Source organism: Streptomyces mayteni, from assembly GCF_054783955.1.
The window spans coordinates 1-12,049 of sequence record NZ_BAAGPR010000164.1 but is presented as its reverse complement, the minus strand read 5'-3'; the positions used below and the strand labels follow the sequence as shown (position 1 = coordinate 12,049).

The 12,049-nt window shown below is 74.9% G+C and carries 10 protein-coding genes; 1 reads left to right on the top strand and 9 read right to left on the bottom strand.

Annotation, left to right across the window (positions count from 1 at the left end; translation table 11 throughout):
• Both ACYVPE_RS37175 and ACYVPE_RS37170 read right to left on the bottom strand, forming a co-directional pair.
• Positions 1–884 (bottom strand): DUF2510 domain-containing protein (locus ACYVPE_RS37175; protein WP_461038253.1); only part of this gene is annotated, 884 nt, incomplete at its 3' end.
• Positions 885–984: 100 nt separating this feature from the next.
• Positions 985–2,112 (bottom strand): DUF4037 domain-containing protein, encoded by a 1,128-nt coding sequence (locus ACYVPE_RS37170; RefSeq protein ID WP_461038252.1) that lies wholly within the window; start codon positions 2,110–2,112, stop codon positions 985–987.
• A 181-nt stretch (positions 2,113–2,293) separates the two neighbouring features.
• Between ACYVPE_RS37170 and ACYVPE_RS37165 the strand changes: the two genes are divergently transcribed.
• Complete coding sequence (locus tag ACYVPE_RS37165; RefSeq protein WP_461038251.1) at positions 2,294–2,737, top strand: SsgA family sporulation/cell division regulator; 444 nt, start codon at positions 2,294–2,296, stop codon at positions 2,735–2,737.
• Positions 2,738–2,887: 150 nt separating this feature from the next.
• Here ACYVPE_RS37165 and ACYVPE_RS37160 read toward each other — a convergent pair whose 3' ends face one another.
• The 7 genes from ACYVPE_RS37160 to ACYVPE_RS37130 all read right to left on the bottom strand — a co-directional run.
• Entirely contained in the window at positions 2,888–3,352 is a 465-nt protein-coding gene (locus tag ACYVPE_RS37160; RefSeq protein WP_461038250.1) for an Lrp/AsnC family transcriptional regulator, read from the bottom strand.
• A gap of 302 nt (positions 3,353–3,654) precedes the next feature.
• Entirely contained in the window at positions 3,655–4,488 is an 834-nt protein-coding gene (locus tag ACYVPE_RS37155; protein ID WP_461038249.1) for a S16 family serine protease, read from the bottom strand.
• A 10-nt stretch (positions 4,489–4,498) separates the two neighbouring features.
• Complete coding sequence (locus tag ACYVPE_RS37150; RefSeq protein WP_461038248.1) at positions 4,499–5,143, bottom strand: IclR family transcriptional regulator; 645 nt, start codon at positions 5,141–5,143, stop codon at positions 4,499–4,501.
• A gap of 262 nt (positions 5,144–5,405) precedes the next feature.
• On the bottom strand, positions 5,406–7,208 hold the full coding sequence (locus ACYVPE_RS37145; RefSeq protein WP_461038247.1) for a DEAD/DEAH box helicase: 1,803 nt from the start codon (positions 7,206–7,208) through the stop codon (positions 5,406–5,408).
• Between the two features lie 114 nt (positions 7,209–7,322).
• Positions 7,323–8,849, bottom strand: coding sequence for an MFS transporter (locus tag ACYVPE_RS37140; RefSeq protein WP_461038246.1), 1,527 nt, complete (start codon positions 8,847–8,849; stop codon positions 7,323–7,325).
• Between the two features lie 110 nt (positions 8,850–8,959).
• On the bottom strand, positions 8,960–11,293 hold the full coding sequence (locus tag ACYVPE_RS37135) for a xanthine dehydrogenase family protein molybdopterin-binding subunit (RefSeq protein WP_461038245.1): 2,334 nt from the start codon (positions 11,291–11,293) through the stop codon (positions 8,960–8,962).
• A 76-nt stretch (positions 11,294–11,369) separates the two neighbouring features.
• The coding region (locus ACYVPE_RS37130; protein ID WP_461038244.1) for a (2Fe-2S)-binding protein at positions 11,370–12,049 on the bottom strand (680 nt) is incomplete at its 5' end.

The following is a 12,049-nucleotide window of genomic DNA, read 5'->3' as shown; positions in this document are numbered from 1 at the left end:
GGCGGGCCGGCCTGCGGGGGCACGGCGGCGGGCGGCGGCTGCTGGGCCGCCGGCGGGGTGGGGTGGGCGGGGCCGGGCTGGGGCGGCACGCCGAGCCCTGGCGGGCCACCGGCGGGCACCCCCTGGGCCGGCCTGGCCGGCGGGGTCGCGGCGGGCGCCGCGCCAGGCACCGGCACACCCTGCTGGGGGCTGCCGGGCACCTGGACGCCCTGCTGCGGGCTCGGCTGGGGTGGGGCGCCGAGCCCGGGCGGCCCGGCCTGCTGCGGCACCGAGGGGGTCGGGGGTGTGGGCGGCGCGGGGGCGGCCTGCACGGGCGGCCCCGCGGGGGCCACGTCGGCGCCCTGGGCCAACTCGTGGACCTGCCGCTCCCACGAGCCGCCCGGCGCGTCGGCGCGCGGTGCGGCCGGCTCAGGGGCGTGCGTGGGGGTGCCGGCGGGGGTCGGTGCCGGGCCGGGCGCCGGCTCGGGCGCCGGGGCGCCCTCGGCCGGCGTGCGCCGGAACTGGCCGCGCGGGTCGATCCGCCCGGCGGCCGAGGCCGGCGAGGGGCTGACGTCCTCGTCGGAGCCCCAGGAGACCCGCTGGTCCCCGGAGTGCGCCACCTGCGGGCCCGAGTCGGCCGGCCCGGGCGGCGGTTGGTCCTCGTCGAAGAAGAAGGGCTGTGTCTCGTGCTTGGGTGGAGCCTGCGCCGGCGTCGGCGCCTGCGGCACCGCCCCGGCACCGGCCGGCGGCGTGGGGACCGGCTCGCCCTCCCGAGGCTCGGGCCGGCTGCTGCCCGGCACCCACGCGGTGCCGTTCCAGTACCGGATGTAGCCGGGAATGGACGGGTCCGGATACCAGTTGGGCCCCGGGCCGCCGCTGGCGCCTTCCGCGGGTGGGGAGCTCATGCGGTCCGAATCTCCTCGTCCGTGCTTTCTGGTCGCGACTGCGGGTAAGCATGGTACGTCGCAGGCGGCCAGCGTCATTCCAGTCTGTCCGAGAAGGACCTTAACGAACACCGTCCGGTTCCCACGTGTCGTATCGCCCTATCGACGCGTGAATCGCGGCGCGCGCCGCCGTTCGGTGCCCCAGGAGGTCCGTGTTGTCGGCCCACTGGTCGACGGAGCCGGTCAAGGGCGCCCGGCGCAGTGCCGGATCGGTGAGGGTGTTCACCAACTCCGCCGCGAATCGGCCCGCGTCGAGCACCAGGAACGGCCGGCTGTGATACGGACGCGGCGTCGGATCGAGCGGCGCGGTCAGCCCGGAGTCGTTGTGGAGCGCCGCGACCCGCTCGTAGGCGTGGCACAGGTGCCGCTCCCGGAGCGCGGCGCCGGTGGCCGCCAGCGCGCCGCGCAGCGCGGGCGCCAACTCGGCGGCGATCGGCAACTCCCGGAAGGCGCTGCCCAACCACTTGGCGTAGGGCGGGTAGCGGCGCGCGTAGAGCAGGCAGAGCCGCATCAGGTCGCGGACCAGCCGGCCGGCGACCACCGCAGCGCCCAGGTCGTCCCCCACCTCGGCGCAGCGCCCGGGGAACGCCTCCTCCTGTGCCAGACGTTGCCACTGGGAGGCGAGCAGCCAGCGCCATGTCTCGTCCGGGTACCAGGCCAGCCGTTCCCGGGCCGCGGTCAACTCCCCCACGCCGTCGTGGAACACGGCGCCCGCGGTGGCCTCGGCCAGCCGCTGCCAGGGCATGGCGAGCCAGTCCACGGTGGTCGGCTCGGCGGTGAGGCCGCGGTCGGCGAGCCAGGAGCCGAGGTCGGTCACCGTCACCCGATGGGCGACGGGCCCCTCGGTGTGCGCCATCAGCCCGACCGGGTCGCGGGGCGAGGTGGAGGGGCGGAAGTTCGTGGGCCAGCCGCGCACCTCCTTGGGCAGCCGGTGGGCGAACAGCCGCGCCAACTCGGCGGCGTGCTCGGTCGCGTCACCGGGGGTCAGGAACAGTTCCAGGCGTGGGCCCCACTCGTGGTCGGCCGAGCGGGCGGTGTCGAAGCCGAGCACCTCGGAGCCCGTGCCGATCCGGGCGGCGGCGTGCGGCAGCCCGGGGAGGTGTTCGTCGAGCAGGGGGCGCACGGCCTCCTCGTAGAGCAGGCGGGAGAGCTGGAGTCCTGGCAGGAAGGCGGGAGATGGCGAGGTCACCGGATCACTGTGCGAGGGGGGCGGCCGGGGGGTCCATCGAATATCGCCGTGGCACGCCGCGTACCGGGGTGGTGGCGGCGCGGCGGAAGCCCGTCGGAACCAATCTCGCGAAGTCGCGTAATGAAACGCCGCCGGCGCCCTCTCTCCCCCCGCAGGACCGCACAGAGAAGGGGCGCATCCCATGCACACGATCATCGAGCGGGAGTTGGACCTCCAGTTGGTGCTCTCGCCTGAGCGCAGCGTTCCGGTGCCGGCTCGGCTCGTGTACCGGTCCGACGATCCCTATGCCGTGCACATCACCTTCCACCTGGGCTCCGACGTCCCGGTGCAGTGGACCTTCGCCAGGGACCTGCTGGTGGAGGGGGTCTTCCGGCCCTCGGGCGAGGGCGACGTGCGGGTCTGGCCGGCCAGGCCGGCCGGCCGGAACGTCATCTGTCTGTCGCTGCGCTCGCCGGACGGCGAGGCGCTGCTGCACGTGCCCGCGGTGCCGCTCTCGGCGTGGCTCGAACGGACCCTGCGGGTGGTGCCGCCGGGCACGGAGGGCGACGCCGGCGATGTGGAGGACGAACTACGAGGCCTGCTGATCCCCGGCCGGGCCGAGGAGCCGGGCGAGGCGTCGCCCTGACGAGGCGCTGGGCAGGTCGGGCGAAGCCACCGCGGTTCGGGGGCACCCTCGGGGGCCGGAGCCCGAGGGAGGCTCCGCCGCGTGGGCGCGACCAGCCACGACGGCGCCGCGGGCGACCGACGGCCTGTCGCGGCACTTCCAGCGGAGCGCCTAGGTCGCCGCGTGCCGCACCAGCGGGATCACCCGCAGCGGCACGGGGTTCTCCATCACGACCACGGTGGACGAGCGCACGATGCCGGGGAAGCCGACGACCCGGTCGATCACCCGCTGGAGATCGGCGTTGGAGCGGGCCACCAGGCGGCAGAGCATGTCGCCCTGGCCGGTGATGGTGTGCAGTTCGAGCACCTCCGGGACGCCGCCGAGGTGGCGGCGCACCTCCTCGCCCCGGCCCTGGGTGATCTCCAGCGTGGCGAAGGCGGTGACCGGGAAGCCGATGGCCGCCGGGTCCACGTCCGGGCCGAACCCCCGGATGACGCCTGCCGTCTGGAGCTTCTCCAGCCTGGCCTGGGCCGTGCCGCGGGCGACGCCGAGCCGCCTTGACGCCTCGAGCACGCCGATCCGCGGCTCCCTGGCCAGCAGTTCGATCAGTCGCGCGTCGAGTTCGTCGATTGCCATGCGATGGCCCCCTTCTCGCGGGCCAGACTGTACAGAAATCCCGCTCCGCTTCACCAAGCAGACCCGGAATCGGCCCGATTTCCGCCACATGGTGTCGAGGGCATGAGGATTTCCCGCGTTCGACCGCCGGATTCGCACGGCCTCCGGCAGCATTTTCCAGGCGATCAGCGTGAAAGGGCCGCACCGGGGAATCAGTACCTACACCACCCCCCACAAGCCGCCCCCGCGACCTGCACTCGCGGGGGCGGTTGGGGCAGTTGGGGAAATGCCGGGGCCGGCCGAGACGACCGGGCCGGCCGGGGCTAGCAGCTCGACACGGACTCCCCGGCGGCCAGCGCGCGCAGGTCGTCCACCGCGCCGCCGAGCGTCGTCACCGGGATCAGCCGCAGCCCGTCCGGCAGGTCCGACTGGGCGTCGGAGCACTCGTCGCGCGGCACCAGGAAGACGGTGGCGCCGTCGCGGGCGGCCGCCCTGGTCTTCAGCGGCACGCCGCCCACCGGGCCGACCGTGCCGTCCGCCTCGATGGTGCCGGTGCCGGCGATCACCTGGCCGCCGGTGAGGTCGCCGCCCCGGCCGTCGCCGGCCAGCAGGTCGACGACGCCGAGCGAGAACAGCAGGCCGGCGCTCGGGCCGCCGACGTCGGGGAGGTCGAGCTCGACCGAGACGTCGGAACCGTCCATGCCGAGGTAGGACAGGGCCGCGGCCGACGCCGCGTCCTGCGACTCCCGCATCTGCTGGGCGTTGTGCTCGCGGATCTCCCGCGTCGAGTCGCCCACCGGGTAGACGGAGGAGCGTGGCATGACGGCGCGGTCGTCGGCGAAGTAGCCGCTGATCACGTCGGAGAGCCGGATCGTGGCGTCGGGTCCTGTGGCCACGATGGTGGTGAGCCGCAGCTCGCCCTCGGTCTCGCGGACCGGGGCGCCCGAGATGGTGATCACGGGCTGCCCGTCGGCCTCGCCGAGGACGTCGGCGGTCGTTCCCGGGTAGGTCACCGAGAACGGCAGCGGCATGATCGCCACCACCGCGAACAGCGCCGCGACGAGCGCGCCGCAGAGGACGAGCGTCAGCGGGCGGCGGCCGCGGCGCGGCGGCGTGACGACGGCCGGGTCCTGGGGCGCGGTCGGGGCAGCGGGCATGGCAGCGAATCTAACGCAGAACGGCGGCGACCTCTTCGGCGGCCCGAACCACCCGGGGCCCGACCTCGGGCGGCACGGCCTCGCTCAGCATGACCACGCCGACGCTGCCCTCGATGCCGCAGTCCCTGGGCAGCGGCGCCGCGGCGCCCGAGCCGCCGGCCTCCAGCTCGCCCCGGGTGAGCACGAACCCGTCCTCGTCGTCGATGTCCTTGCAGCGGCCGGTCAGGATGGCGCGCCCCGCGGCGCCGCGGTCGAGGGGGTGCCGGAAGCCGGTGCGGTAGGCCACGTGGTAGTCGGTCCAGCTCGGCTCGACCACGGCCACGGTCAGGGCGTCGGTGCCGTCCACCACGGTCAGGTGGGCGGTGGCGCCGACGTCCTCGGCGAGCGACCGCAGGGCGGGCAGCGCGGCCTCCCGCACCAGGGGGTGCACCTGGCGGCCGAGACCGAGCACCCCGACGCCGACCCGGGCGCGGCCGCCCGCGTCCCGCCTGACCAGGGAGTGCTGTTCCAGGGTGGCGAGCAGCCGGTAGACCACGGTCCGGTTGACGCCGAGCTGGCGCGACAGCTCGGTGACCGTGAGGCCGTGGTCGGACTCGGCGAGCAGCTTGAGGACACGCAGTCCTCGGTCGAGCGTCTGAGAGGTCTCCGCGGTCACGGCGCCCCCTTCCGGGTCAGCGGTGTGGCGTGCCGTTCGTCCCGTTCGGCAGCGCGCACGGGATGCCATCACAGGACATGGCGGGTGAGACGGATCACTGGCCGCTGCGCACCGGGGCGACTCTGCCACCGAGTGTGCGCGTGTCCGGAAACTTATCGATCAGCACCGGTTACCGGAAGAGGACGTCCAAAATCCGAGCAACCGCGACAGGATTTGACCCGTTCTGCGAGGAATGCCCGGCCGGTGTTCGAGGGGGTCTCGGTCACCGCATGCGCGTGGCCCACTCCCTGACCTTCGCCACCCGCTGTCGCAGCTGCCCCGCGGTGGCCTCGGCGCTCGGCGGGCCGCCGCAGACCCGGCGCAGCTCGGTGTGGATCACGCCGTGCGGCTTGCCCGACTGGTGGCTGTAGGCGCCGACCAGGGAGTTCAGCTCGCGGCGCAGCTCCATCATCTCCTTGTGGCTGAGCACCGGACGGTTCTCCGCCGGGACCTCGAGCAGGTCGGCCTCCTCGTCGGGGCGGCGCCTGCTGTGCGCGATCTGCCGGGACTGCCGCTTCTGGAGCAGCAGCCGCACCTGGTCGGGTTCGAGCAGCCCGGGGATGCCGAGGTAGTCCTGCTCCTCCTCGCTGCCGGGGTGGGCCTGCATGCCGAACTCGGCGCCGTCGTACATGACCCGGTCGAAGACGGCCTCGGACTCCAGGGCCTCGAAGGGGAGTTGGTCCTGCTCGCCGTCGGGCTCGTTCTGCTCGCGCTCGGCCTCCTCAAGGAGGGCGGCCTCCTCCGCGTACGGATCCTCCTCGGCGTCCTTCTTCGGCTTGTCCAGCACATGGTCGCGCTCCAGTTCGAGCTCATGCGCGAACCCGAGCAGCGTCGGGATGGTGGGCAGGAAGACGGAGGCCGTCTCGCCGCGCCGCCTGGACCGCACGAAGCGGCCCACCGCCTGGGCGAAGAACAGCGGGGTGGCGATGGTGGTGGCGTAGACCCCGACCGCCAGCCGCGGCACGTCCACGCCCTCGGACACCATCCGGACGGCGACCATCCACCGCTCCTCGCTGTCCCGGAACTCCTCGATCCGCCCCGAGGCGCCGGCGTCGTCGGAGAGCACCAGGGTGGCCGAGGTGCCGGTGATCTCCCGGATCAGCTTGGCGTAGGCGCGGGCCGACTCCTGGTCGGTGGCGATCACCAGGCCGCCGGCGTCGTGGATGGACCTGCGCACCTCCGTCAGCCGCCGGTCGGCGGCGGCGAGCACCGCCGGCATCCACTCGCCCCTGGGGTCGAGCGCGGTGCGCCACGCCTGGGAGGTGGCGTCCTTGGTCATCGGCTCGCCGAGCTTGGCGGCGATCTCGTCCCCGGCCTTGGTGCGCCAGCGCATGCTGCCGCTGTAGGAGAGGAAGATGACCGGCCGGACGACGCCGTCGGCCAGCGCGTTGCCGTAGCCGTAGGTGTAGTCGGCGACGGAGCGGCGGATGCCCTCCGCGTCCTCCCCGTAGGAGACGAACGGGATCGGGTTGGTGTCCGAGCGGAACGGGGTGCCGGTGAGCGCCAGCCGCCGGGTGGCCGGCTCGAACGCCTCCAGGCACGCCTCGCCCCAGGACCTGGAGTCGCCGGCGTGGTGGATCTCGTCCAGGATGACCAGGGTCTTGCGCTGCTCGCAGCGGTTGCGGTGCAGCATCGGCCGCACCCCGATGCCGGCGTAGGTGATGGCGACGCCGTGGTAGTCGCGGCTCAACGGGCCGGCGCTGTACTCCGGGTCGAGCCTGATGCCTATCCGGGCGGCGGCCTCGGCCCACTGGGTCTTCAGGTGTTCGGTGGGGGCGACGACCGTCACCTGTTGGACGACGTGGTGGTGCAGCAGCCAGGAGGCCAGGGTCAGCGCGAACGTCGTCTTGCCGGCGCCGGGGGTGGCGACGGCCAGGAAGTCCCGCGGCTGGCGCCGCAGGTACTCCTCCATCGCCCCCTGCTGCCAGGCGCGCAGCTTGCCCGCCGTGCCCCAGGGGGCGCGGCCGGGGAAGGCCGGCGAGAGGTGGTGCGAGGAATGCGGTGCGGACGAGGCGGTGGTAGTCACGGGCTCCGGAATGGTGGCTCGGGATCGGCAACCGCGCCAGCCTACAAGGGCCCGCGGGCAGGCCGCGGCGGCGAACCCCCACCCCGCCCCAACCCTCCTGGCCCAGCGGCGACTTCAGGCCAGGGATCGCTCGGCCGGTGCGCGGAGCCGGCTGGCGACCACGATGCCGAGCAGCGCGGGCAGCGCCGCCACCGCGTAGACCGCGACGAACGCCCCCGCCCCGACGGCCGCTGCGGCCGCGCCCGACTCGTGCGCGGCGGACGCGTCCCCGCCGAAGGCGGCGAACAGCGTGCCGACCACGGTGAGCATCACCACGTTGCCCAGGCTGTCGCAGACCTGGAGCGAGGACACGTTGCCGCCCGACTCCCCGGGCGCCGAGAGCCGCAGCACCAGCACGCCCACCGTGGACACCACGAGCCCCATGCCGAACGCGGCCACCGTGAGCGTGACCGTGGGCACCCACACCGGCACCGCGTCGAGCAGCACCAGCGGCGTCAGCAGCACCCCGAGGCACAGGAACACCGTGCCGGCGCGCACCAGCAGGTAGCGGTGCGGCTCGGCCCAGGGCCTGGCCTGGGCATAGGAGCCGAGCGCCCACACCACGCCGGAGACGGCGAGCGCCAGCCCGGCCTCGGTGTAGGACAGGCCCCGCTGGGCCACCAGCATCAGCGGCAGGAACGTCTGGGTGGCCATGTAGGCCGCGGATATCGTGGCGCGCAGGGATATCACCGCGGGCAGCCCCCTGGCCGCCCGGAAGGTGCCCGCCGGCAGCAGCCGGGTGGCCGACGGCAGCAGCAGCGCCAGGCCGACCAAAGCCGGCAGCAGCGAGAGCCAGCGCAACTCCTGCCCACCGAACTGGAGGAGACCGGCGCCCACCGCCACCGCGAGGGCCAGCCGCAGCCGCCGGCGGTCGAACGAGCCGGCCACCCCGCCGGGCGGTCCCGAGGCGAACCTGCGGAGCGCGGGCAGCATCACCAGCAGCGGCAGCGGCACCAGCGCCGTGATCCCGAGGAACACCCAGCGCCAGCCGAAGTGTTCGGTCACCGTGCCGGCGATCAGCGGCCCGACCATCGACGGCAGCACCCAGGCCCCGGAGAAGGCGGCCAGCGCCGCCGGCCGCAGCCGCTCGGGGAAGGCCCGGCCCACCACCACGTAGAGCGCGACGATCACCAGGCCGCCGCCTATGCCCTGGATCGCCCGGCCGAGCACGAACACCCACATGCTCTGGGCCACCCCGGTGACCAGCAGCCCGGCGGCGAACGCGGCGATCCCCGAGGCGACCGGCCGCAGCGGCCCGGCCCGGTCGCACCACTGGCCGGAGACCACCATGCCGAGCAGGCTCGTGGTGAAGAAGCCGGAGAACGCGAACGCGTAGAGCGAGACGCCCCGCAACTCCTCGGCCGCGGCCGGCATCGCGGTGCCGATGGCCATGGCCTCGAAGGCGATCAGCAGGATGGAGCTGACGCACCCCAGCGTCAACGCGCGGTAGCCCGCCCCCAGCACCGAGCCGCCGCCGCCCTCGGGCGCGGCGGCCTCAGGGGCGGCAGCCTCGGGCGCGGCGCCGAGCCCCGCCGCCCCACCCCGCGGCCGCGGTGGGGGCGAGGTGGGATCGGTGGGGGCTCCGGCGCTGGTGTCTGTCATGCGAACACCGTAAGGAGTCCCCCCGCCCCCTGCCTATGGACCTACGGTGGGTTCGCCCCTGACGATCGTCGTACGCCGAACGAGCGAGGCGGCACGACAGCCCACCTGCCCTACCCGCCCACCACGGCCGACTGGGCGCGGATCGGCAGCCGGTTGACCGGCCGGCCGGTGGCCGCCCTGACCGCCGCCGCCACCGCCGCCGGCGCCACCACCACCGGCACCGCGCTGGCCGCCTTCGCACCGAACGGCGCCACCACGTCCCGCTCCTCGATCAGCTTGACGATCCGCACCTCGGGCGCGTCGAGCGCGGTCGGCAGCGGATACCCGGCCAGGTCCGGCCGCCGCACCTCCCCGCGCACCACCCGCAGGTGCTCGGTGAGCGCCGCGCCCACGCCCTGCACCACGCCCGCCTCGATCCTGGCCCGCAACTGCCGCGGGTTGAGCACCCGCCCCACGTCCTGCGCGATCGCCATCTCGACCACCCGCACCGCGCCGAGCTCCGCGTCCACGTCGACCACGGCCCGCACCGCCGCGAAGGCCAGGCCGACGAACGCGTCCCCCTGCCCCGCCTCGTCGAGCGGCTCGGTGGGGTGCGGCCGGCACTGGGCCGTCGCCCACAGCTCCTTGCCCTCCAGCGCCTCCACCACGGTGGTGCTCAACACCCCGTCGTAGGACGTGATCTTGCCGTCCGCGATGCTCAACAGCTCGGCCGACATCCCGAACTTGGCCGCCAGCGGCTGGAGCAGCTGGGTGCGCACCATCTTGGCCGCCCGCTCCACCGCGCCGCCCGAGACCCAGGTGTGCCGGCCGCGCCCGCCGGGCCCCGCCGGCGGCTGGTCGGTGTCGACCGGCGCGACGTGCACCTCCTCGATGCCCAGCACGTCCTGCACGATCTGCCGCGCCAGCGTGGCGAAGCCCTGCCCGGTCTCCACCGCGGCGCACAGCACCGTGGCGACCGAGCCCTCCACCTTCACGGTGGCCGTGGACACCTCGTCGGCGCCCTCGGCACCGAGCATGTGCACCATGCCCAGGGCATAGCCCACGCCACGCCGCACCGCCCCCGGCTCGCCCGCGCCCTCCGGGCCGCCGGGCAGCAGCCAGTCCTCCACCGGGCCGTCCTTGGGGAGCGCGGGCAGCGGCGCCTCGCGCACCGCGGCCAGCAGCTCGGCCACCGGCGCCGGGCAGGTCACCATCTGCCCGGTGGGCAGCGCGTCCCCGGTGCCCAGCACGTTCCGGGCCCGCAACTCGGCCGGCTCGATGCCGAGTTGGGCGGCCAGCCGGTCCATCTGCCCCTCGTAGGCTGCGCACACCTGCATCGCGCCCTCGCCCCGCACATAGCCGGCCGGCGGGTTGTTGGTGCGCACCGCCCAGCCGTCGATCACCGCGTTGGGCACCACGTAGGGCCCGGCCGCGAAGGAGACGGCGGCGGCCAGCGTCTCGGCGGAGTCGTCGGCGTAGGCGCCGGCGTCCATCAGCAGCTGCGCCTCGACCTTGACGATCCTGCCGGTGCGGTCCGCGTGGTGCCAGTAGCGCAGCAGCGTCGGGTGCCGGTGCGCGTGGCCGAGGAAGGACTCCTCGCGGGTCGCGGCGAGCTTGACGGGGTTCCCGGTGCGGATCGCGAGCATCGCGAGCGGCAGTTGGAAGCCCAGGTCCTCGCGGTCGCCGAGGGAACCCGGCACGCCGGTGACGTAGATCTTGACCTGCTCCGCGCTCAGCCCGAGGCAGGCCGCGATCCGGTCCCGGTCGGTGTGCGGGTCGGTGCTCGCCGTGTAGATCTCGACGCCGCCGTCCGGGCGGGGCACGGCAAGACCCGACTCGACGCCGATCGGCGCGGGGTCCTGGCGGCCGATCCGGTAGAGGCCCTCCACGACCACCTCGCCGGTGGCCGCCGGGTCGCCGTGGCGCAGCGGGATGTGCCGGATCACGTTGCCGTCCGGGTGCAACGCCGGCGCGTCGAACGCCTTCTCCGGATCGGTGACGGGGTCGAGCGGCTCGTACTCGACGACGATGGCGGCGGCGGCCAGCCTCGCCGTCTCCGGGTGGTCGGCGGCGATCGCGGCCACCGGCTCGCCGTGGTAGCGCACCAGCTCGGCGGCGAACGGCGGCCGGTCGGTGACCTGCCGCCCGAGGCGTCCTTCGCCGGCCACGTCCTCGTGGGTGACGACGGTGCGCACCCCCGGCATCGCCGCGGCGTCCTTGGTGTCGATCCGTTTGATCCTGGCGTGCGGGTGCGGGGAGCGCAGCACCGCGGCCCAGAGCAGGCCCTCGGCCCACAGGTCGGCCGTGTAGGGGAAGGTGCCCCTGGCCTTGGCCTCCGCGTCGACGGGCGGCAGCGAGTCGCCGAGCCCGTGCGGCGGTGCGCCCGCCGGCCTGGCGGGCCGTGCTGCCCCACCGGCGGGGGACACGGTGATGGCGGTGGCGCCGTCAGTGGCCCGGTCGGTCATGGCATCGCCCTTTCGTCCCCTTCGTCACCCGGAACCACGGCCGCCGCGCACGGCAGGCGCGTGCCAGCGCCGAGGCTCACAGTGTCCCCCCGGCGGGCGGCCCCGCCTGGTGCGGAATCCGCGTGCCAGGGCCACCGCCCTGGGCCCCCTGCTCGGCCTCCTCGGCGGCGCGTGCCGAGGTGGCCGCGCGCTCCTCCACGACCGAGCGGACCGCGTCGAGCACGCCCCCGTAGCCGGAGCAGCGGCACAGGTTGCCGCAGATCGCCTGCCGGGTCTCGAGATCGGTCGGCGAGTGGTTGCCCTCGAGCAGGTCGTGGACGGTCATCGCGATCCCCGGCAGGCAGAACCCGCACTGCACCGAGGTGGCGGCCAGCGCGCGCTGCACGTCCGAGGGGGCGCCGTCGGCGCCGAGCCCCTCCACGGTCCTGATCTCGCTGCCGGCCGCGGTGGCCGCCGGCACCAGGCAGGCGGCGACCAGGCGCCCGTCGACCTGCACCGAGCAGGCCCCGCACTCGCCCTGCGAGCAGCCGTCCTTGGCGCCGGCCAGGCCGAGCCGCTCGCGGAGCACGTAGAGCAGCGACTCGCCGATCCAGGCGCCGGTCACCGGGCGCTCCACGCCGTTGACCCGCAGCACGTAGGAGACCTCGGGGTGGTCGCTGCGGGTGCCGGTCACGGCCGGCTCGGCGGCCCACGGCTCGCCACCCCCCGACGCGCCGGCCGGCTCCGCCGGATGCGGCTCGCCGCCCGGCACGGCCT

Excerpts from the sequence above, each read along its gene's own strand:
- ACYVPE_RS37165 (WP_461038251.1), top strand. The coding sequence starts at position 2,294 with ATGCACACGATCATCGAGCGGGAGTTGGACCTCCAGTTGGTGCTCTCG.
- ACYVPE_RS37160 (WP_461038250.1), bottom strand. The coding sequence starts at position 3,352 with ATGGCAATCGACGAACTCGACGCGCGACTGATCGAACTGCTGGCCAGG.
- ACYVPE_RS37155 (WP_461038249.1), bottom strand. The coding sequence starts at position 4,488 with ATGCCCGCTGCCCCGACCGCGCCCCAGGACCCGGCCGTCGTCACGCCG.
- ACYVPE_RS37140 (WP_461038246.1), bottom strand. The coding sequence starts at position 8,849 with ATGACAGACACCAGCGCCGGAGCCCCCACCGATCCCACCTCGCCCCCA.
- ACYVPE_RS37135 (WP_461038245.1), bottom strand. The coding sequence starts at position 11,293 with ATGACCGACCGGGCCACTGACGGCGCCACCGCCATCACCGTGTCCCCC.